The 22,378-nt window shown below is 51.6% G+C and carries 16 protein-coding genes; 15 read left to right on the forward strand and 1 reads right to left on the reverse strand.

Annotated features, from left to right (window positions below; all coding sequences use genetic code 11):
• Positions 1-18 precede the first annotated feature (18 nt).
• The 14 genes from AC0YNV_RS06915 (at position 19) to AC0YNV_RS06980 (ending at position 18,392) form a co-directional block, all read left to right on the forward strand.
• A complete protein-coding gene (locus AC0YNV_RS06915; RefSeq protein ID WP_475766946.1) occupies positions 19-675 on the forward strand; it encodes an RraA family protein in 657 nt (218 codons plus the stop codon).
• 18 nt (positions 676-693) lie between these two features.
• Positions 694-1,680 carry an aldose epimerase family protein gene (locus AC0YNV_RS06920; protein WP_475766948.1) on the forward strand — a complete coding sequence of 329 codons (987 nt, stop codon included), beginning with the start codon at positions 694-696 and terminating at the stop codon, positions 1,678-1,680.
• Complete coding sequence (locus AC0YNV_RS06925) at positions 1,677-3,395, forward strand: dihydroxy-acid dehydratase (RefSeq protein ID WP_475766950.1); 1,719 nt, start codon at positions 1,677-1,679, stop codon at positions 3,393-3,395. Before AC0YNV_RS06920 ends, AC0YNV_RS06925 begins: the two co-directional genes overlap by 4 nt.
• A 107-nt stretch (positions 3,396-3,502) precedes the next feature.
• Complete coding sequence (locus AC0YNV_RS06930) at positions 3,503-5,269, forward strand: sensor histidine kinase (protein ID WP_475766952.1); 1,767 nt, start codon at positions 3,503-3,505, stop codon at positions 5,267-5,269.
• Entirely contained in the window at positions 5,266-6,057 is a 792-nt protein-coding gene (locus AC0YNV_RS06935; protein WP_475766954.1) for a response regulator transcription factor, read from the forward strand. Before AC0YNV_RS06930 ends, AC0YNV_RS06935 begins: the two co-directional genes overlap by 4 nt.
• Before the next feature lie 166 nt (positions 6,058-6,223).
• A complete protein-coding gene (locus AC0YNV_RS06940) occupies positions 6,224-7,981 on the forward strand; it encodes an extracellular solute-binding protein (RefSeq protein ID WP_475766955.1) in 1,758 nt (585 codons plus the stop codon).
• A gap of 69 nt (positions 7,982-8,050) precedes the next feature.
• On the forward strand, positions 8,051-9,010 hold the full coding sequence (locus AC0YNV_RS06945; RefSeq protein ID WP_475766957.1) for an ABC transporter permease: 960 nt from the start codon (positions 8,051-8,053) through the stop codon (positions 9,008-9,010).
• A gap of 12 nt (positions 9,011-9,022) precedes the next feature.
• A complete protein-coding gene (locus AC0YNV_RS06950; RefSeq protein WP_475766959.1) occupies positions 9,023-9,892 on the forward strand; it encodes a carbohydrate ABC transporter permease in 870 nt (289 codons plus the stop codon).
• A 27-nt stretch (positions 9,893-9,919) separates the two neighbouring features.
• Positions 9,920-11,527 (forward strand): gamma-glutamyltransferase family protein, encoded by a 1,608-nt coding sequence (locus AC0YNV_RS06955; RefSeq protein WP_475766960.1) that lies wholly within the window; start codon positions 9,920-9,922, stop codon positions 11,525-11,527.
• A gap of 143 nt (positions 11,528-11,670) precedes the next feature.
• Positions 11,671-13,434, forward strand: coding sequence for a sensor histidine kinase (locus AC0YNV_RS06960; protein ID WP_475766962.1), 1,764 nt, complete (start codon positions 11,671-11,673; stop codon positions 13,432-13,434).
• On the forward strand, positions 13,419-14,597 hold the full coding sequence (locus tag AC0YNV_RS06965) for a response regulator (RefSeq protein ID WP_475766963.1): 1,179 nt from the start codon (positions 13,419-13,421) through the stop codon (positions 14,595-14,597). Before AC0YNV_RS06960 ends, AC0YNV_RS06965 begins: the two co-directional genes overlap by 16 nt.
• A gap of 114 nt (positions 14,598-14,711) precedes the next feature.
• Positions 14,712-16,421 carry an extracellular solute-binding protein gene (locus AC0YNV_RS06970; protein ID WP_475766965.1) on the forward strand — a complete coding sequence of 570 codons (1,710 nt, stop codon included), beginning with the start codon at positions 14,712-14,714 and terminating at the stop codon, positions 16,419-16,421.
• A gap of 130 nt (positions 16,422-16,551) precedes the next feature.
• Positions 16,552-17,502 carry an ABC transporter permease gene (locus AC0YNV_RS06975; RefSeq protein ID WP_475766966.1) on the forward strand — a complete coding sequence of 317 codons (951 nt, stop codon included), beginning with the start codon at positions 16,552-16,554 and terminating at the stop codon, positions 17,500-17,502.
• 14 nt (positions 17,503-17,516) lie between these two features.
• A complete protein-coding gene (locus AC0YNV_RS06980) occupies positions 17,517-18,392 on the forward strand; it encodes a carbohydrate ABC transporter permease (RefSeq protein ID WP_210040218.1) in 876 nt (291 codons plus the stop codon).
• Between the two features lie 174 nt (positions 18,393-18,566).
• Here the strand turns inward: AC0YNV_RS06980 and AC0YNV_RS06985 are convergent, their stop codons facing one another.
• Positions 18,567-19,340, reverse strand: coding sequence for a phytanoyl-CoA dioxygenase family protein (locus AC0YNV_RS06985; protein WP_475766968.1), 774 nt, complete (start codon positions 19,338-19,340; stop codon positions 18,567-18,569).
• 350 nt (positions 19,341-19,690) lie between these two features.
• On the opposite strand from AC0YNV_RS06985, the gene AC0YNV_RS06990 reads away from it, so the two are divergent.
• A complete protein-coding gene (locus AC0YNV_RS06990) occupies positions 19,691-22,225 on the forward strand; it encodes a carbohydrate-binding protein (RefSeq protein ID WP_475766969.1) in 2,535 nt (844 codons plus the stop codon).
• Positions 22,226-22,378: the final 153 nt, after the last annotated feature.

Consider the following 22,378-nt stretch of genomic DNA (forward strand, 5'->3'; position numbering starts at 1 on the left):
AGAATGGAGGCTTACGAAATGAATGATCAGGAAATGTTCCGCCGGATGCGCGAGTCGCTGTATACCGGAGTGATTTGCGACACGCTCGATGACCTGGGCTATCGCAATCAGGCGATGCGGGAAACCATCCGTCCGCTTAACCAGGAATGGGTCGTTGTCGGCCGGGCCAAAACGATTCTGGCGGTGGATGTCTACCATGTCAGCGGCAATCCGTATGAGAAGGAAATCGCCGCTGTGGACAGCATTTTGCCGGATGAGGTCGTCATCGCCTGCACAAACCAGTCAACGCAGAACGGCCTGTGGGGCGAACTGCTGTCTACGGCCTCCAAGGTAAGGGGGGCGACGGGCGCCATCATTGACGGCTTGATCCGTGATTCGAAAATGATTGTCGAGCTGGATTTTCCCGTTTACTGTACAGGAACCAAGCCCGTTGACTCCAGGGGCCGGGGGCTGGTCATCGATTATGACTGCCCTGTCGATTGCGGAGGAGTCATTGTCCATCCGAACGATGTCGTATTTGCCGACAGGGATGGCGTGGTCATTATTCCCAAAGACATTGCGCTTGAGGTGGTGACCGGTGCTCTGGATAAGGCAACGCGGGAGAATCATACCCGGGAAGAGCTGCTTGCCGGGAAATATTTAAGGGACGTTTACGAGAAGTACGGCGTTCTGTAGAAAGGAGACACCGCCTACGTGAATTCCATTGAATCTATCATGTTCCACGGAGAACCGGCAGTCAAAGCGCAAAACGGGCACATATCCGTTGTTCTGGTGCCGGGATGGGGCAGCAATCTGGTCTCCATGCAGCTTAAAAGCAGGCAGCTTGAGCTGCTCAGGGTTCCAGGGAGCCGCGGGGAGTATGAAGCGGTTCCCGTGCTCTACGGCATTCCGATCCTGTTCCCTCCCAATCGGATCGCAGATGGATGCTTCGAGTTCAACGGCAGAACCTATCAATTTGAAATCAACGAGCCGGCGGAGCACAACCATTCCCACGGGCTTGTGTTCGACAAGCGGTGGGAGCTGGTTAGAGCCGAAGAGGATGAGGGACGGCTCATACTGGAAACGGAAATCAGCTCAGACGGGAACGATGTCATTCTGTCGCAGTTTCCCCATCTGTTCACGATTCGCGTCCGCTACATTGTTGAACGGAATGCATTGACCATGGAGACGACCGTTACGAACCGTGACGCCAGTCCGTTCCCTTGGGGGCTTGGGTATCATACGACCTTCAACTTTCCGGCTGCACCGGCTGGAGATATCGCGCAATGCCGGTTCTCACTGAACGCCGTCAAGCAGTGGGTGCTTGACGGGCGTTTTCTGCCTACCGGAGAATTGCAGGACATCCCTTATGCAGACGAGCTGATGCAGGGGAAAACCCTGATCGGTCACGCGCTTGACGATGCATTCATGGCGGCCGGATCCGGAAACAACGAGGCGGTACTGACCGACGACAGCTCCGGTATCCGCATCATATACCGATGCGACAGCTATTTCAAGCACTGGGTTGTTTACAATGACGACGCCAATCAGGGCTATTTGTGTCCTGAGCCCTATACATGGATTACCAATGCACCTAACCTGTCTCTGCCTCCCGAGCTGACGGGCTTTCGCGTTCTGCATCCGGGGGAAAGCGTTACAGCGGCAGCCAAAATTATGGTCGAGGAGCGGATGCCACGATGAATTTGCGCAGCGGGGAATGGTTCAACCATCATTCTGTGGAAACCCGATTCCAGCATTTGTCGGCGATGCGCGCCAATGGGCATGCGCCCGAATCATTCCTGGGCAAACCGATTATCGGGATATTTAATTCATGGAGTGATCTGAACAGCTGCAACGCTCCCCATAAGGAACTGGTGGAATTCGTAAAACGGGGGGTGCTCATGAACGGAGGCTATCCGATCGAGGTTCATACCATTACGACACCTTCCGATTTCATGAAGCCCTCCGATTTGCCCTATCGGAACCTGATGGCGATGGATGTTGAGGAAACGATCCGCTCGCAGCCTTTCGACGGAGTCGTACTGCTGTGCGAATGCGATAAGACGACCCCCGCCCAGCTGATGGGTGCTGCCAGCTGCGATTTGCCGACATTGCAGCTTGCGGCGGGACACCGCGCCTCAGGGGTATTCAGGGGTAAAACAGTCAACTATGGAACCGACCTTTGGAAGTATATGGACGATTATAAAGCCGGACTGCTGAGCGAGGAGGAATTGAGCCAGCTCGAGAAATGTATTTCTTGCACGCAGGGAGGGTGCCCCGTTATGGGGACGGCCTCCACGATGAAGAGCATCTCGGAGATGCTGGGTATGATGCTTCCGGGCACATCGGGCATACCGGCCGTACATGCAAGGCGAAAGACCGCTGCCGAGGAGACGGGCAAGCGGATCGTAGATATGGTGCGCGAGAATCTGACGCCGTCCCGGCTGATGACAGAAGCGGCCTTCGACAACGCCATCCGGCTGATGGCGGCGATCGGAGGCTCCACCAATGCGGTGCTCCACCTGACAGCGATTGCCGGACGGCTTGGCATCACCATCCCTCTTGAGCGCTATGAGCAGCTCTCCCGGAACATTCCGCTTATCGTCAATCTGCAGCCAAGCGGCGCTTACGGGATGGATGACTTCTTTCATGCCGGCGGTCTGGCCGCAGTTATTCACAGCTTGCTGCCCTTACTCGATACATCATGCCTGACTGCGCTCGGGACCCCGATCCGCGATTCATACCCGAATCGATCTGAGCTTCCGGATGTTATTTCCACATTGGATGAGCCGTTCAAAGACAACGCGGGCGTGCAGATATTGAAAGGGAATCTGGCACCGGACGGAGCGGTGCTCAAACGCTCCGCGAGCTCTCTCTGCAAGGCCCGACATAGAGGGAGAGCCATTGTATTTGATGATTATGAACGGATGCTGGATGAAATGGACCACGAGGATCTGGAGGTCGACCGGAACTCCGTGCTGGTTCTGCGCAATTGCGGCCCATCGGGTGCCGGAATGCCGGAATGGGGAGCGCTGCCCATTCCCCGCAAGCTGCTGCAATCCGGCATCAGGGATATGGTTCGCATCAGCGACGCCCGAATGAGCGGAACGAGTTATGGGACGGTTATCCTCCACGTGTCCCCGGAATCGCAGGTTGGGGGTCCGCTGGCAGCCGTCCGGAATGGCGATTGGATCGAAGTCGATCTGGAGCGGGGAACGCTGCATCTTGACGTTCCTGATGCGGAAATCCGCGAGCGGCTCCTTGAGTGGATGCCGTCGCGAGTCCACGCACGCGGATATCTGCGCCTGTTCGCCGATCATGTCCTGCAGGCGCACGAAGGCTGCGACCTGGACTTTCTGCGCCCGCTTACAAAAGATGAGGCTGTTTTCGTTCCCCCGATCGTGGGGAGAGGGTGAGCAGTTGATTTTGATTAAACCATGGAACAGGACCTTCACGGAGGTCCTGTTTTTTTCCTTACGGATATCGGGAAGGAAGAAGCCAAACAAAATGGGGAGGCTGGGCGATGAAACAAAGTCTGCTGCGCAAGATGATTACCGGGTACGTCATCGTTATCCTCATTCCGACGTTGTCCGTCGGGTGGATCTTCTATCAGCAGATGTACCGGAATATCAAGAACAGTTATGCGATGAATCAGCAGGAAGTTGCCGCACAGGTGGCGGCGAATGTGGATGTGAAGCTGGCACAGGTGCAGTCCTTGTACTTTTTGCTTCAATTCAACCGCGAGCTGATCGAATTTCTGTCTGGAGACATCCGTTCAGAGAAGGAGCAGCTCAATCATTTTATCCGCCATATTCGTCCATTGCTTTCATACGCGGCATTGGGAAATTCAATTGTCAATTCGATTACCGTCTATAAGGAAGATGACAGCTTGCTCTCGTTCCGGCCTGAGATTATCTCATTGAAGGAATCTGATCGGGATATCCGTGCGGCTCTTCAAGCGAATGACAATTTACCGCTGGACCGTGGTAAATGGTATTACCAGATTGACAGCAGCAGTGAGATCAGTTGGTACTATTACCGGAAACTATATGACAACAATTTTTCCGGCAAGGTCGGTTTGATTGAGGTGGAGCTGAAAGGCCCTTCGATTCTGGAGCCATTCGAAGGGATCAAACCGGGAACAGGTGGAGGCCTGTACCTGGTCGATTCCTCCGGCAAGGCCGTTTATGAGCAGAGCCAGAATAGTCCGCACGAGGACATCATCCGCGGTGAGATCGCTGTTTTGTCTGGAAAGGAAGGCGGTTACAGGTTTTTTCGTTCCGAAGGTAGGGATATGCTCGCCACCAAAGTTCCGCTTCGAGAGTTTGAATTGTCTGCGATTATTATCACCCCCGTTGAGAATGCGTATGGGCTGAAGTCCGGATATCGTTATGGGATGCTGGGAATCGTCTTTCTGCTCCTGCTGATTCTGTCCTTCGCCTATTATTTGTTTTCATTGTCCGTAAGCCGCCGGATATTGAAGCTTGCACGCCACATGAGGATAACCCCCTTGCGGATTCCCGCTCTATATGACGGAAAGATATACACGGATGAAATCGGCCTTCTCGCCGCCTCTTTTAATTCGATGATCGGCCGTATTCACGAACTCGTGCAATCGGTGGCCAATGCCGAAATCAAACAAAAGGAAGCGGCGTTTCTCGCTTTGCAGGCTCAAATACAGCCGCACTTTATCTTCAACACGCTGGAGACGATCAGATCGCGCGCCGAAGCCAATGGAGATGCTGACATTGAAGATATGTCCTGCACGCTGGGGCAGCTCATTCGCTACAGCATCTCCCCGAATCGCTCCGATGCCACACTTGCGGATGAAATCCGAAATGTGGAGAACTATCTGAAAATCCAGCGCATCAGGTTTGGACCCCGATTGTCGTACAATCTGCCCGATTTTGCCGATGTGCCGTCTGTTCCTTGTCCGAAATACATTCTGCAGCCTCTCGTCGAAAACAGCATCCGCCACGGAATATCCAACCGCCGGAGACCGGGGATTGTAACTGTCGCCATTCAACAGGACGAGGACAGTTATTGGGTGAGGATCACTGATAACGGCGCGGGGATTCTTCCGGATAGGCTGAACAAGCTGCGGCGAATGTTGGACAGCGGGAACATGGAGGCCGATTTCAACAGCGCGGGCCATGGAATCGGCCTGCTGAATGTACACCAGAGAATCCAAAGCTATTACGGTTTTTCCTCGGGCATCCTGCTCGAAAGCGGGGGAGATAATGGTGCCGTCTGCATGATTCGAATATGCAAAGGAGGGATGCCTTCATGATCGTGATGGTGGTGGAGGATGAGCCGGAAATTCTGCAATCGCTGATGCGGATGATAGCCAGTCAGATCGAAATAGTCTCATCGGTCATTGGAGCAGAGGACAGCTTCGAAGCGCTGGATAAAATGCGGACCGTTTCGCCGGATCTGCTCGTTACGGATATTCATATGCCCGAAATGACGGGACTTGAGCTGATCGACAAGGCCAAGCGGCTTGGCAAGTGCGGGCGATTCGCCATTTTGACAGGCTATAGCGATTTTGCATACGCCCGGCAGGCAATTCGGTTGTCTGTGGAAGATTATTTGCTCAAGCCCGTAAACAGGGAAGAACTCTTCAGACTTCTTCGGAACGTATATGATCACCTTCATCCTGCAAGGGAAATGAAATCGAAACCGCAATCCGGGCTGCGTCCCGATGAGATGCCCGTCAGTGCGGGGGAAGAAATGCCGGCAGGCAGAGCCGTGCAGAAAGCGCTGGCATACATCAACCAGCATTATACGGAGGATCTTGCGCTGGAGCAGGTGGCTGAAGCGGCTAACGTTCATCCCAACTATCTGGTCCACCTGCTCAAAAAGGAAAGGGGAGTAACCTTTCTCCACTATCTGCAGCGAATTCGGGTGGACATGGCAGTTCAGCTTCTGACATGCGGCGAAATGCTCACAGTAGCGGAAATCGGTAGAATGGTCGGGTTTGAGAACACCCGCAATTTCTTCAAAGTGTTCAAGCGCCATGAAGGGGTGGCTCCGGGTCAATATCGGATGCAGCACGCGCTCCCTCTGGAGCATCTTTAGATCGGACATCTATTCTTCAGAATGGTCTCTTTCATCAGATGAAACAGCATATTAAACTATTTTTAACATACTGAACACAATATCCGGTACTGAACACATCCGGGAAGGCATGTCGCAGAACTGAAAATCGCTTAATCGGTATGTAAACTCGAAAGGAGGATTATTCATGACAAAAAAACTTGGGCAGGTTCCCGGACTGATCATGCTCCTCGCGTTCTGTGTGCTGCTTCTCCCCGCCTGCACGTCGAGCCCGAACGAGCCGGAAGCAAACGCTCAGCCTGAGAGCGGCGGGGAAGGAACAACGCAGACGGCGGGAGGTGAAGCGGATCGAGAGCTCTACACCATCAAGATCTTCATCGACAGTGGAAACGCACAGGCTGCATCGGTTATTAAACGCAGTGATGAAACGCCGGTCGGCAAAATTATTAAGGAGAAGTTTAATATCGTCTTCGAGTATGTGCCTTTCAGCGGCAATTACATCGACAAGCTGAACCTTATGCTTGCCGGAGGCGATTATCCCGAACTGCTCCGGATAGAGGGACAGACTACTGTCGAGAAATACATTGCTGCCGGAGCGCTCCTCCCGCTTGACGATTACATCAGGAGTGCGCCGAACTTCAGCAATTTGTACAAGGATGCGCTCCCTTTTTGGCGAATGGCCGGAAACGGCAAGGTATACAACTGGAACTACGGGCTGCCCATTGACGCTTCTCTTAACCCCGAGAATAACGACATTTTGATCCGGCGTGATATTCTCGAGGAAGCGGGCTGGCCGGAAATACTGTCCACCGATGATTATGTGAAGCTCATATCGGACGCAATGAAGAAGCATCCCGAGACGAACGGCAAGAAAACGATTGGCCTGGCTGCTGCATTCGGCGAGTCATACGGCATTCTGGGCATCTCTACGGCGATGACCGAAAAGGGCGGCAGATACATCAAGGTTGGCAGCCGGACCGCCTTGTGGGATGCGATCGATAACAAGTTCGTCGACCAGTTCTTGAATGAGTATAATATCGACGGCTACCGTTTCTTTAATCAATTGTACCGGGAAGGCGCCTTTGACAAGGAAAGCTTTACCGACAAAGTGGATCAGGTCGTAGCCAAGATGCAGGATGGGCGCGCGCTGGCTGTCTGGTATTCGGCCGGTCTGGCAACATCGGTCAACCTTGCGTTTGAGAATGCCGGGACACCGCAATATGAATATATCAATATGCCGATCAAATCGCCGAAGCAGATCGAACGGGGCGACGAGCGCATTTATCTGTCGGGCTTGACCAGAGCCTTCGACCAGGTGGGCATTACCAAGAACGCGAAGCATCCGGAGCGGATCTTTGAACTGGTTGAATGGGCAAGCTCGACGGAAGGGCAACTGCTGCTGCAAAGCGGTATCGAAGGTGTTCACTACACGATCGAGGATGGCAAACGGGTACCGACGGAAGCATTCAGAGAAGGCGTCAGGGAGGACCCGCTTTATACGGCCAAGCAAGGTATCGGCATGCTGCCCTTGCTGGGATTGGTCAACGCCGGGTCGCCGACTGATGGCCAGCATTTCTCCCTGCTGAGCATCCAGTCGGTAAAAGATGACCTGCTGCCGAAGGGCGTTATGGACGCCTACAGGGCGATGGGCTGGAAAACGTCGAAGGATTGGTGGTTCGAGAACGGCAAGGAAGTGAAGATCGGCCTGGCGCCAAGCATCGTTATCGATCCTACGACCCCGCTTGGCGCGACCGAGCAGAAAATGATCGATCAGCGGGTTAAGAATACGGCACAACTGATCATGACCGAAAGCGATGCGGAATTTGATAAGATGCTTGAAAATATTAAAGCCGCCTATGAAAAACTGAATCCGAAAGAGGTTATCGACTCTTACAATCAGATGTACACGGACGGCATGAAGGAACTGGAGAAGTACAAGCAGTAACGTAAAAGTGAATAACGGTGACAGCGGGTATCGAATCCGGTACCCGTCGATCCTATTAAGGAGGCGCCAATGGCCAAAGCGACTTTGCTCGAATCAGGAACGCAATACGCTTCTTCGCGCCGGCTGATCATAAAGCTTCGACGGCAGAAGTACCTTTTTCTGATGCTGATCCCCGGTCTGATCGTCGTCTTCACGTTCAGTTACCTCACGCTGGCAGGATGGATTATGGCGTTCAAAGATTACCGGGTCGGTCTCAATTTGTGGAAAGCGGAATGGACGGGATTCTATCAGTTCAAGTCATTTCTGATGCAAAGCAGCGATTATATCTATTTGCTGCGCAATACGCTTGCGATGAATATATCCATGCTTCTGGTAAATCTGATTGCCGCATTCCTGTTTGCGGTTCTTATCAACGAGATCCGGTCGGGATGGTTTTCACGGCTCGTTCAGACCCTGTCATTCTTTCCTTTCTTTGTCTCATGGGTGATCGTATACGCCATTATGCACTCGCTGTTCGCCGTCTCGACCGGAGCCGTCAATCTTAGCCTTGTGAATCTCGGCGTGTTGAATGAAGGACTGGATCTGCTTGGGAGCCCGAACTATGCCTGGCTGCTGGCAATCGGCATCATGCTGTGGAAGACGCTCGGCTATAACGGCGTCATATTTATCGCAGCCATTGCGTCGATTGATGCGGATCAATACGAGGCCGCTGATATGGATGGAGCGACCCGGATTCAAAAAATCATGCATATTACCATTCCCAACCTGCTGCCCACACTGATCGTTCTGCTCATCATTAACAGCGGATGGATTCTGAATTCCAATTTCGAGTTCTACTTCTTGTTTACGAATCCGACGAACTGGTCGAAGATGGAGGTTCTGGATATGTATATTTATAAAAATGGCCTGCAGTTAACGAACTATTCTTACGCGACAGCGGTAGGCATCATCAAGACATTGGTCAGCATTCTCATTGTCGTGGGTGTCAACATACTATCCAGAAAGACGACCGGCAAATCCATCATGTAAAGGAGGATGAACATGAAACGATGGCAAAGCAGCCTCCTGTTCGATGCGGCCAATTATCTCTTCATGCTCGCCCTTGTTTTTATCATGTTTTACCCTTTTCTGTATATTGTCAGCTATTCGCTCAGTACGCCCTCCCGGCTTCCCGAAGGGCTGTTGTTTTGGCCGGCGGGCTTCTCAGCCGACTCGTACCGCGCGGCACTGGAGAATCCCGATATGCTGCATGGCATCCTGGTTTCCGCCTTGCGAACGGTTATCGGTCCGCTTGTAATGGTTGCCGTAACCTCCATGGTCGCTTATGCGTTGACCCGTCAGGACCTTGTAGGCGTGAAGTTTTTCCGCAAGTTTTTTGTACTTACCATGTATTTCAGCAGCGGACTTATTCCGATGTATATTTTGGCCCAAACGCTGCATTTGACCGGCAGCTTTTGGGTATATATCCTTCCCGAAGCGGTTGTCATTTTCTATATGATTCTTATTAAAACCTATATCGAAAGCCTGCCCAGGGAGCTGGAGGAATCGGCTCTGATCGATGGGGCCAACGATCTGTATCTGTATTGGCGGATCATATTCCCGGTATGCGCGCCGGTCATGGCGGCGGTTACCCTGTTCGCAGCCGTGCAGCAGTGGAATTCGTTCATCGATACGGAGATCTATAACGCCATGTCTCCTGAAAACCATACCCTTCAGTATCTGCTTTACCTGACGGTTTCGGCGCAATCGGGCAGCGACCAGCAAATGCAGAACGAGTTCGCCAATCAGGTGACGCCTCAAACGCTGAAGATGGCCGTAACGGTAATTACCGTGCTGCCGATTGCGCTGGTCTATCCGATGCTGCAGCGTTTCTTCACTAAAGGGTTGTTAATTGGTTCCATTAAAGGGTAGATTACCTTGAACAAAGGGGAGATTAACGTGACAGCTCGAAATGCCCCATACGATTTTCCGTCAAGGCGCAGTACGATGTACGCAGCTGAAGGCATGGTGTCCACCTCGAACCCGCTTGCGGCGCAGGCGGGATTGGAGATGCTGAAGAAAGGCGGCAATGCGGTCGATGCGGCGGTTGCGACGGCAACTGCGCTTGTTGCGGTGGAGCCGAACAATAATGGTATCGGAAGCGATACCTTTGCGCTCCTGTGGACCGGCGGCAAGCTTCATGGTCTCAACTCCAGCGGCCCCGCACCGGCGGCCATTTCGCTTGAAGAGCTGACGAACAAGGGCCACAATACGATGCCTGCTTTCGGTGTCGTTCCGGTAACGGTCCCCGGAGCGCCTGCGGCTTGGGCCGAGCTCTCGGGAAGATTCGGCCGTTTGCCGCTTGCCGAGAGCATGGCTCCAGCAATCGCTTATGCCGAGAACGGCTTTCCGGTTTCTCCATTAACGGCAGCTGCATGGCGGCAAGCTGCGGCTATGTACGGCAGAGTCGGCATTCCCGAAGTGAGGACCTGGTTTGACACGTTTACGATCGGGGGGGAAGCGCCCGGAGCCGGCAGCTTGTTTCGCTACCGCGACATGGGAACCACTCTGCGCAGTATCGCGGAAACAGGCGCAAAGTCTTTTTATCAAGGCGACTATGCGGACCGGATCGACCGGTTCATGAAGGAGCATGGCGGATATTTGCACAAATGCGATTTGGAGGCTTATGCGCCGGAATGGGTCGAACCGATATCCGTTTCGTACCGCGGCTGCGAGGTATGGGAGATTCCGCCCAACGGCCAAGGGCTTGTCGCGTTAATGGCGCTCAACCTGCTGAAAGGCTTCGAATTCGATAGGCCGTATACCGTGGATACGCTGCACAAGCAGTTCGAGGCCATCAAATTGGCTTATACCGATGGCAAGGCCTTTATCACGGATCCGCGTGATATGAAGGTCAACGTCAGCGACCTGCTCTCCGATGCTTATGCAGACGAGCGGCGGAAGCTGATTGGCGATAAGGCGCTCCTGCCCGCCCCGGGCCGCCCGCCGAAAGGAGGAACGGTTTATCTCTGCACAGCGGACAGGGAAGGCAGCATGGTGTCTCTCATCCAAAGCAATTACATTGGCTTCGGATCTGGCGTGGTCATTCCCGGAACGGGCATCAGTCTGCAGAACCGGGGCCATAACTTCTCGCTGGACCCGGCGCATGACAACTGTCTGCGGCCTGGCAAACGGACCTTCCATACCATCATTCCAGGATTCATTTCGCGGGGAGGCGAGCCGCTGGCACCGTTCGGCGTCGTTGGCGGTTTTATGCAGCCGCAGGGACATGTTCAGACGGTGATGAATATGGTTGATTTCGGCATGGACCCGCAGCAGGCGCTCGATGCCAGCCGTTGGCAGTGGATGAGCGAGCGAACCTTTCACATGGAAGGCGCGCTTCCGCCTGAAACAGTGAGCGCCCTGCTTGAAAAAGGACATCAGTTGTCCGTTGGCCTTCCATTGAACGGAGGCTTCGGCAGGGGGAACATAATCCAGCGCCTGCCCGGGGGCGTGTTTGCCGGCGGATGCGATCCCCGTTCCGACGGTGCGGTCGCAGGCTGGTAGACAGCTCATCGAAACCCTTCCCTGCTTGATCCTGGACACGGGCAAGTACGTAAAGCTCTGCTATATAAAAAGCGCATGATGACGACTGGAGCAGTGGGCCGTATCATGCGCTATTTGCATAGGTTGGAGGCACGGTATAGAAGATGAATCTCATTACGAAAGCGATCCTTTTCATTCTAGTCCTGATGCTGCCGATTATTGTGATTTATACATTTTCGCAGCAGGAAAGCTCGAACGTCGTCGGAGAGCAAGTCGATCTTGTCAACAAAAACAGGCTGTCATATTACCTGAACCAGCTGGATAGCACGGTCGACCAGGCTTCTTTTTTCTCCATCATCCTCATGAATGATCCTGATATGATCTATTTCGCAACCCGCTATCCCGCTGATAGCGGGTACGATCGGTATGTCGTCCTCAAAACGATCGAAGAGAAGCTGGGACTGTTCAGCGGAGCGGTCGCCAATAAGTGGAACAGCAGGATTACCATTTATTTTCCTCCTTCCCGCACGGTCGTTTCCTCGTATTCACCGGTTGTCAAGTATGATGAGCATGAGATAGGAAAAAGGCTTGCCAACGGATGGACGTATCAAAAAATTTCCGTGAACGGCGCCGAGAAAGGCTCTTTGACCCGTATTTTTTTAAAACCCAATACTTCATTGCATGAGGCATTTTCAAGTCCATATTTAATTGAAATCAATTTGTTTCTTGAGAATATCTCCGCGCTGCTGGACACGTTTAAAACCGAGGGCATCAATGATCCATTCTACTATCATTCTCCCGAGCAGTATGTCCTTAACAGCTCTTCAAACCGGAACGTGACCAAAGAAATCATGAGCAGGTTAGACAATGCCACTCCTGTGAATGAACCGGTGGTGCAGGAAGTAGAAGGTAAAAAATATCGCGTCTACATGATGGCATCCACGCGTATGGACTGGACTCTGATCGATTATATTCCGCTTGCGGAAATTATTGAACCTTTAACGACGAGCAGGAATCTGTTCTATTCCACCGTTGCGATTCTGATGCTGGTGGGTATATTCGCCGCTTTATTATTATATTTTCACATTCAGGTTCCCGTCAGGCTGCTCACAAACGGCGTTCAGCAATTCAAGAGCGGGAAATATTCCACCCGTTTGCCAATTGAAACAAATAGTGATTTTCGCCTGTTGTTTCAAAGCTTTAACGGGATGGCGTCTGAAATTCAGCGTCTGATTGAGAAGGTGTACGTAGCGGAGATCCGATCCAGGGAAGCAATGATGAAGCAGCTTCAGTCCCAGATCAATCCTCATTTTTTATACAATTGCTTCGCGTTTATTGTGAGTATGGCTAAGCTTAAGAAAACCGAAACAGTAGTCGAGATGGGCCACAGTCTGGCGGATTATTACAAGTATGTAACCCATAACGAACAATTGGTGACCAGTGTCAGAGAGGAAATCGCGTTCGTTGTCATTTACCTTGACATTATGAACCTGCAGTTAACCAAGTTTGTATACGATATTCAAATGCAACCTTCCATGAACGAATTAATAATCCCGAGATTGCTCATTCAGCCGATTGTGGAAAATGCGATTGTTCACGGCCTGGAACCCAAGCTTGGAGAAGGGACGATCCTGATCACAGGAATCGGGCTTCACGGCAAATACATCATAACGGTGGAGGATGACGGCGTTGGTCTAGACGAAGAAGGAATTGCATGGTTAAACGATTCTGTCATACAGCCGGAGAAGCAAGGAACGAGCACGGGAATGTGGAATGTGCAGCAGCGTCTATCTCATTATTTCGGCGAGGGGTCCAGGCTGCAGATCGGCGCATCTTCTCTGGGGGGCCTAAAGGTACAATTGTCCTGGACCCAACGAAGCTGCCAGATTAAGGAGAAGGAAGGTGAGAGTGGATGTATACGATACTAATCGTCGATGATCACAAGCATATTGTCGATAGTATGTACACCACTATACATTGGGAGGCCATGAACATTCTGAGCATTCATAAGGCTTATTCCGCTGTAGAGGCCTTCGAAATCATTAAGACAACGCAGATTCACATTCTGCTGACGGATATCCGCATGCCCGGAATGTCCGGGCTGGAATTAATCGAACGGGCACAGCGGCTGCTGCCGCATATTCAATGTGTTCTGCTTACGGGCTATGCCCAGTTCGAATACGCCAGGAAAGCAGTTGAGCTAAGAGCGGTCGACTATTTGATCAAGCCGGTCCGGGATGAAGAAATTTGCAGAGTTATCGGAAAAATTACCGAACAACTGGAAGAATCGAGTGTTTCGGTAAAGAAAAACAGATGGATCCGGCAGAATCTGCCGCTGCTGAAATCCGGGTTTCCGGGCGAGCCGATAGAGGGTAGGCCGGTCAACGGAAGCCGCTTCAGTTCTGTGAATTCGCCACCCCCCCAGAAGCTGGATTCATTAAAAACGGTCATTCAGCCCCCCACGCTTATGCAGCTCATAGAATCCAATCATATGGGCGGAGTGGGCGACAAACTGGAATCTATTTTCAAGGAGATAGATACAAAATGGCCATGCTCCCGCACCCATTTAACGGAAGCTTATTTTCACATCATCGGCGGATTCGTCCATCTGGCGCACAAGAATGGCGTGATGCTGGAGGAAATTACGGGCAATCATAACATTTCCGGGCGTGCGGCCCTGTTCCGCAGCCTGCAGCATTTAAAGGAATGGTCGATGCTGATCTATTCCCTGTTGAAGGAACATATTCAACCGACCGAGCAGTCCGCTTCCCATATCAAAATAATCGAGGGTATCCATTCGTATATTAAAGAGCACTTGGCAGATAATGTTACGCTTGCCGCAATTGCGGATCATGTTTATTTTCATCCGGGCTACTTATCAAAAATATACAAGGAAGCGACGGGGATCAATATAAGCGACTTTATCTTGGCGGAGCGAATGGAGAAGGCCCGTCTACTATTGGAAGAAAGTCATATGAAGATTTACGAGATTACCAAAAAAGTCGGCTATCAAAGCGTTCAGCATTTCATCCGGGAATTTAAAAAGTATTACGGCATCACACCCAAAAATTATCGCTGCCGGCCCGACTAACGTAAATCATCTCCTGAATTGCCGTTCATCTTTCTGAACATCCCATCATTTTATTCCTCCACGGACTGTTCCATAATTTAAGAGTACACCATTTCAAAACAAAGGAGGATTTGCATGAGTAATATTCGCAAGTGGTTGTCATTAACGATGATGTTTACAATGGTCATCTTGTTGCTTGCAGGATGCACCGGGGGGGACAACAAGGCAGAAGATATCGATACCGGCGAGACTCCTGCCCCATCCGGGACCGGCACAACAACCGGGAATTCTGACGGCGAAGGCACAACTGAAGGGAATTCCACCGGGACGGAATCGTACATGTTTAAAAAATACGAAGCACCGGTGACGATTACATCGGCACAAGCATTGCGCGAAAGCGATACACTCCTTCCAGGCGATACGCCGGAGGATAATCCGATGAGTCGTTGGTTGAGAGACAACATGGGCGTTACACTTAAATATAAGTGGTTATTAACGGACCAGAATGACGCCCTGGCGACTAAGATCCGCTTGGCGCTTGCAAGCGGCGAAGAATTGCCCGACGTGCTTTATATTTCGGATACGGTATTGATGAACGAGTTGATCGATGCCGGACGGCTGGAGCCGATTGACGAGGCATATGAAAAATATGCTACGGACCGCATGAGAGAATCCTATGAGAAAAACCCGGAGGTTTGGCGTTATGTAGAAAAAGACGGCAAGAAATGGGGCCTGCCGCAAATTTCCGACGGCATCGTCGGCGACCCGATTATGTGGGTCCGGCAGGACTGGCTGGATGCTGTAGGCATGAAAGCGCCGACGACTCTGGAAGAAGTAGAGGCGACTCTCGCAGCGTTCAAGCAGAAATATCCGGACAAAACGCCACTGGCTTTCTCGGGTAAGAACGGTCTTGCCGGGTATATGGGGGATGTGCACTTCATGTTCGGTCAAACCCAGCCCTATATCTGGGATAAAGGGGAAGACGGGAAACTGCGTTACGGCGCCGTTCAACCGACTGTAAAAGATGGTCTGCTGAAATTAAAAGACTTTTATGCAAGCGGCTACATTCATCCGGAATTCGGAGCGCATGACGAGCAGAAGGCTGCTTCTCTATTTACATCAGGTGAAGCCGGTATGCTCTTCGGCCCTGGATGGATGGGAGGCTGGCCGCTATCCGATACGGAAGTGAATGTGCCTGGCGCGGTAGTGAAACCGTATCCGCTGCCTTCGGGCGTCGATGGAACGATCGGACGGACAGGTTCCGCTCTTTCTTATGGCACCTACGTATTCCGCAAAGGGTTTGAATATATGGATGCCGCGTTCCATTATTGGGATATCAGCCTGGGAGTTCAACTGGAGGATCCGAACAGCCCGTTCGCCAATGGCTATGCCGAAGGCTACGATTACATTATGGTCGACGGGAAGCCGCAGTGGGATTTCCCGGATAAACCAACTACGGAGATCGGAAATTATCAATTGTTGGGTTCCGGGAATACGCCGCCGGGTATGATTCAAGGACCGAGCATTTATGAACGTGTGGCAAAAGGCCAGATCGAAAGCGTCTACGAGAAAAAATTGGCTGCCGGAACGGGCAAATTGGTGGTGGACGGCTTTACAGCCGCTCTGTCTCAGCCGAATATCGCCCGGCGAAACCAATTCATTGGCGCTCCAACGGAAACGATGGGTGAGAAGTGGACGCTGCTCAAAAAAATGGAATTAGAGACGTTTTTGAAAATTATTTACAATAAAGCGGACGTAAACGCATTCGACGAATTCGTGGAAGACTGGAAGGCGCAGGGCGGAGATAAAATTACGGAAGAGGTAAATGAGTGGTACCAGCCGTAAAAGAATGAAGGCTGCGGATCTTTGAATGCGGTGGGTGGGGCGCTTCTGTCCCAATCCGCCCGCATTCAAAATTCTAGAGGTCCGGCGAATTATGGGCGGACAATGATATTCGAAGATGGAGCGGATCGCAATGAGTGAACCTGTTATACCTGCAACGATGAAAAGCCCGGCAAGACAAACCCTTTCTCAGCGGATGAATTGGACGCGCACCTGGCAGCTTCATTTGTTCCTGCTGCCCTCGGTCATTCTGCTTTTTGTGTACAGTTATATACCGATGGGCGGAATTATGATTGCCTTTCAGGATTACAAGGCGTATACAGGTTTTTTTCATTCGGATTGGGTGGGATTGGAGCACTTTCAAAGCATGTTCGCAAATGAAGAAATCATTACGATTATTTGGAATACATTATTTATCGCAATCGGTAAAATGATTTTAGGCTGGATTACGCCGCTGGTGTTTGCCTTGCTATTAAACGAAGTCAAGATTATGTTCTTCAAAAGAACCATTCAGTCGTTGGTATATCTTCCTCACTTTATGTCATGGGTCATCCTAGCCGGGATACTGACCGATATGCTTTCCCAATCCGGGCTCATCAATCAGTTCATGTCCGGCATCGGACTGCCAGCCGTGTTTTTCCTAGGTGATGGCGACTGGTTCCGTTTTACCATGATTTTCAGCGATGTCTGGAAGGAGTTCGGATTCGGCACCATAATTTATCTTGCCGCTCTTGCGGGCGTCAATCCTTCTCTTTATGAAGCGGCGGAAATCGACGGTGCGAGCCGGTGGAAGCAAACCGTTCACGTTACACTGCCTTCCATCATGCCTGTGGGAATAATTATTGCGACATTGTCGCTCGGAAACATCATGAACGCAGGCTTTGATCAGGTATTTAACATGATTAATCCTCTGGTTGCGGATAAGGGAGAAATCATCGATACGTATGTATACGCGGTCGGATTGCAGCAGGGAGCGTTCAGTCTTGCGACAGCGGTGGGACTGTTCAAATCAGTCGTTTCCTTTATTCTGATTGCGGTAACGTACCGTATGGCCACCAAATATGCCAATTACCGCATCTTTTAAAGGAGGGAAGCAGCGTGTACAGTAAAGATCCTCTATACCGGATATTCAACGGCTTCAATATCGTATTTCTATCGATTCTCTCCTTGGTCTGCGTCATGCCGTTAGTGCATGTGTTTGCTGTTTCGTTAAGCTCGAATGCTGCGGCGACCGCGAATCTGGTTACGTTCTGGCCGATCGGATTCAATTTGGATTCCTATGAGAGAACGTTCGGCAGTCCCAGTTTTCTGCATGCTCTGCAGATCAGCGTATATAGAACGGTGCTCGGAACGGCGCTCAGCATGCTGCTATGTCTTCTTGCGGCATATCCCATGTCTAAAGAGGGCAGCTTTTTCAAAGGAAGAACGGTCTATGCGTGGTATTTTGTCATCACCATTTTGTTCAACGGGGGCTTGATCCCTACTTATATTATTGTAAATGAAACAGGACTGCGCAATACGATCTGGGCATTGGTTCTGCCGGGGGCAGTTGCGGTTTTTAACGTTGTGCTGATGATGAATTTCTTCCGGGGGATCCCGAAGGAATTGGACGAAGCGGCGCAGATTGACGGCGCAAGCCACGCCCGGATATTGTTTACCGTTTATTTGCCCATTTCCATGCCATCCATTGCGACGCTTTCGCTATTTTCCATCGTGAGTCACTGGAATTCCTGGTTTGACGGCATGATCTATATGGAAGCGGATATTCAACCTCTGGCCACCATGATTCAATCGCTCGTGAAAAGCCTGGATTATACCAGAATCGGTATTGATCCGACAGAGGTGAAAAGATTATCGGAGCGCTCACTGCGGGCTACCCAGATCTTTATTGGAGCGCTCCCCGTACTTGTGGCGTATCCTTTCCTGCAGAAGTACTTTGTGAAGGGGATGACCCTTGGCTCTGTAAAAGAGTAGCGGCCGATCAGGCTGCTTTGAGCATAAAAGAAGGCTCTCCATAAGTCACCAACTGTGACTAACGGGGAGCCTCTTTTTGGCCTCTATATTCCAGGTTTCCTTGGAGTCCGTTCACTTTTAGGCAGCTAATATGGATATTATCATCATATATTTACGCTTTTGCGTGCGATTCCATCAGTTAGATTCCTGATTGTTCACCAGTACATCCTGCAGTCCGGGCCAATGCATCCACATGTTCGTGAGCGGCGTGCGCCAGTCTTCCCGGATACCGGTATGCAGGATCCGGTAATAGCACGAATACCGGATCAGGTGAGAGGTATTGATTCCTCCGGCATGAACCAATTGATAGTGAGAAATGACAAGATCGCCGGCCTTTCCCGTTATTTGAACGGGATCCGGCAGCTTCAAATTCTGGGAACGGGCTGTCTTGCTGAAGGACTCCTCTGTCAGCAGGACCTCCGGTCCTTTTTCCCGGAAATATTGCTCATAGTCACGGTGAGTGCCAGGATATACAACAAAATTACCCATATTGATTTCCGGTTGGTCGCTCAGCATAATTCCGACGAGTGCGGTGAAGTTTTCTACTATACCTTCACGCAGCTTCAGCATGCCGTCAAGGTGGGCACCAGCGTACGGATTTGGCGGATCCTGATAATCGGGGAAGCGAAGAGCGATTTGCGCGCTTTGAAGCGGGGGATAATTGGTTTGTCCCACAAGGGAGTGAATCAAGGTTCTGGCTGGACTTTTATTATACAAATCCGTGATGGCGGGATGCTTCTCGAGCTCCCTGCAGTAATTCGCTCCGGTGTGACTGGCCGGTATTCCCTTGCCAATGGAGTGATTAATCGATTTCATAGCTTCCGTAATCATTATTTTCGGTACAACGCCGGGAATGACAGTGTAGCCGCTCTCCATCAACTGCAATTTTTGCCGGTAGGTCAACTGCATGACATTTTCCTCCAAACGCAATTGTATGTTCTCACTATTATTGTAGTCTGCGGTATCCGGAGGGAAAATGGCCTGCTTTCAAGAAAATGATTCGTTATTATACATTTAGAAAGCTTCCGGGGATGAAGCGGCAATTTTGGCAGCAGCATGGTTAAATTTTTATGGTTACACCGTTAAGATATTCTATTACGTTCCCGCAAAGGGAGGACTATGCTTATGATGCGGCTAACAGCCACAGATATGACCACATACATCAGGAGGTGATTGAAAGGATAATGGACGGCAAATGACGAACCGATCCAGCAACAAGACCGTTGCCCGGAGAACAACTTCAAAGGAGGCTGCTTATTTTGATAAAACTAAGTAACAAACGTAAGCTGAAGTCTGGAGCGATGGCTGCGGCACTGCTCTTGACCGGACTGGCGCCATGGGTGCCAAGCGCGAATGCGGAAGGGGCGAAGGACAAGCCGATTGAGCAAAGCGCTTTTCGCGCAAAGTCATCCTTCGGCAGTGTCCAGGGAACAGATGGCTGGTATTACATGGAAAAGACGGCCGGATCCTATGCCTATTTAAGCAGCTATGGGAAGAAGAAGCCTGCCAAGTGGGAAGATGCTTCCGGCCAGACGTCCGTAGGTGATGATACGTTTCAATCGATTGACGGCAGCGCTGCTGTGAAGAAATGGATCGCGCCGCTGGCTGGCACCGTCGAGATTTCGGGAACTGTTCATAAAACGGACTCGAAGGGTGACGACGTCACAGTGGAAGTTTTGAAAAACAAAGCTTCCCTATGGCATCAAACGTTAACGTCCAAATCTGCCGTCAAGCCGAGCGGTGTATCGGATATTCACGTCGAAGCCGGCGATGCCCTTTATTTCGTCTCGGAGGCTGAGGGAAACGATGGCCGTGGTGAAACGAAGTGGGCGCCCGAAATAACACTGACCACGGCAATAACGATTCAGGCGGAAAAATATTCTTCAAATTCTGGTGTCCAAACAAGCACTGGCGGCGACGCCGGAGGAGGCAAGGTCGTTACCGAATTGGACGCCGGCGATTATATGGTTTACAAGCGCATCGATCTGGGCGGAGGGTACAAGACATTGGAGGCCCGCTTATCGGCTCCCGTTACAGGCAATGCGTTCGAGGTCAGGCTGGACGGTCCGACGGGTCCGGTCATCAGCACCTTTACCGTAGCCAACACCGAAACCTGGCAGGACGGCAGCGACAAGAACTATGCATACGAGACGCAAGTCTGGGGCGTGGACCCCGGCGCGACCGGTGTCCATGATCTGTATGTCAAAGTTTTGTCGGGTACGGGAATGGCCAAGCTTAACTGGTTCCGATTCACCAATAGCGAAACCCGCGGGGCTACGATGCCGTTCAGGACGTATGAAGCGGAGGAGGGCACTTCCGGAGGCGGCGCGGTCAAAGACGAGAACGCCGATGTTAAGGTGGCATCGTCAGGAAAAAGCTACGTGCAGCTCGACCGTACGGGGGATTATGTCGAGTGGACCAACGTGCGAGACGCCGACAGACTGATGCTTCGATACAGCATACCGCAGAATACGAACGGTACGCTGAGTTTGTATGTAAACGGTGTCAAACGGCAGAGTCTCGAGCTTGCCTCGACCTATAACTACGACACGGACGACAGCAGCTACAAAAGACGGTATGACGATCAGGATGCTGCCGTCCAGCTCAACGCCGGCGACACGATCCGGCTGCAAAGGGATGAAGGAGACGTACTGCCGTGGTACGGCATCGATCTCATCGAGCTGGAGACGGCCCCTGCTCCGCTGGCAATGCCTGCAGGCTATCTCTCCGTGAAGGCTGCGCCTTACAATGCAGCAGGTGACGGCGCTGCGGACGACACGGCGGCAATACAAGCAGCGGTCAATGATGCGGCCTCGAAGGGCAAGAACGTGTGGCTCCCGGCCGGCACATACAATCAAAGCGGGAAGATCGCGGTTCCGTCGGGTGTCGATATCCGCGGGGCCGGAATGTGGTATTCGCATCTGCATTCGACCGTGACCAACAATGTTTGGGGTGGAACGGTAGGATTTACGCTCAACAACGACACGACGATTTCCGATCTGCGGATCAGCGGGGTGCAGACGCAGCGGAATAATCAGTACGCAATCGTCGTACTGACGAATCCTGGCGCGGGACAGCGGAATGTGCTGCAAAATTTGTGGGTTGAGCATGTCGGATGCTTGGAAGGCTGGACCGACTGGTCTGATTCGACCATCCAGAACGTGCGTATCCGGAACACGTATTTTGACGGCATTCATTGGGGGGACGGGGGCAACAACGGCAACCTGGCTCGCAACAATTTCATGCGCGGGCTGGGAGACGACGGAGTAGCGCAGGTGAACCTGCAAAACTTCAACGCCGTCGCGAACCATAATGTGGCCGAGTTCAACACCATATCCGCCAACTATTGGGGTCGGGGGATGTCTGACGTCGGCGGCGACAGCCTGATATACCGCGACAATATACTTGACAGCTCCTTCAACGCCGGCATGATCATTACGACGGAGCCGGTTGCCGATCCGGCCAAAAATGAAATTTCTTATCCGATCAACGGCTTGAAGTTTCAGCGCAACACGATTAAAAAAGCGGGCCATGCGGGGCATAATCATGCCGGACTCCATTATTGGCTGTACGTGAACCCGATGAAAGATGTCCGGATTGAGCTGAATACGATCGAAAATGGCGAAACGCAGGGCATTCATATTGATAATACAGCTTTCGGCGACAGCGAAGGCCGGACACAGTTCAATTTCAACACGCTGGAGAATAATGCACTGGACAATTATCAGAATGCGAGCACGATTATAGTTCCCGTCCTGAAGGGCAACGTTGGTATAGACAACAGTCCGGAATAAAGAACGCTGAAGGACGAACCACAAAGAAATCCCCACCCTTGGATCTGCAGCCCCGGGTGGGGATTTATTATACCTTGTATCAATCGTTTTACTGAAGCCAAGCCGTTGAATTTGTTCTCATCACGAAGCGATTTCCTTGAGAAGATCCCCTCA

It is taken from the genome of Paenibacillus sp. JT31N11, from assembly GCF_056269285.1.

Coding starts and splice junctions, on each gene's coding strand:
- AC0YNV_RS06915 (WP_475766946.1), top strand. CDS start 19: ATGAATGATCAGGAAATGTTCCGCCGGATGCGCGAGTCGCTGTATACC.
- AC0YNV_RS06925 (WP_475766950.1), top strand. CDS start 1,677: ATGAATTTGCGCAGCGGGGAATGGTTCAACCATCATTCTGTGGAAACC.
- AC0YNV_RS06930 (WP_475766952.1), top strand. CDS start 3,503: ATGAAACAAAGTCTGCTGCGCAAGATGATTACCGGGTACGTCATCGTT.
- AC0YNV_RS06935 (WP_475766954.1), top strand. CDS start 5,266: ATGATCGTGATGGTGGTGGAGGATGAGCCGGAAATTCTGCAATCGCTG.
- AC0YNV_RS06940 (WP_475766955.1), top strand. CDS start 6,224: ATGACAAAAAAACTTGGGCAGGTTCCCGGACTGATCATGCTCCTCGCG.
- AC0YNV_RS06945 (WP_475766957.1), top strand. CDS start 8,051: ATGGCCAAAGCGACTTTGCTCGAATCAGGAACGCAATACGCTTCTTCG.
- AC0YNV_RS06950 (WP_475766959.1), top strand. CDS start 9,023: ATGAAACGATGGCAAAGCAGCCTCCTGTTCGATGCGGCCAATTATCTC.
- AC0YNV_RS06960 (WP_475766962.1), top strand. CDS start 11,671: ATGAATCTCATTACGAAAGCGATCCTTTTCATTCTAGTCCTGATGCTG.
- AC0YNV_RS06965 (WP_475766963.1), top strand. CDS start 13,419: ATGTATACGATACTAATCGTCGATGATCACAAGCATATTGTCGATAGT.
- AC0YNV_RS06970 (WP_475766965.1), top strand. CDS start 14,712: ATGAGTAATATTCGCAAGTGGTTGTCATTAACGATGATGTTTACAATG.
- AC0YNV_RS06975 (WP_475766966.1), top strand. CDS start 16,552: ATGAGTGAACCTGTTATACCTGCAACGATGAAAAGCCCGGCAAGACAA.
- AC0YNV_RS06985 (WP_475766968.1), bottom strand. CDS start 19,340: ATGCAGTTGACCTACCGGCAAAAATTGCAGTTGATGGAGAGCGGCTAC.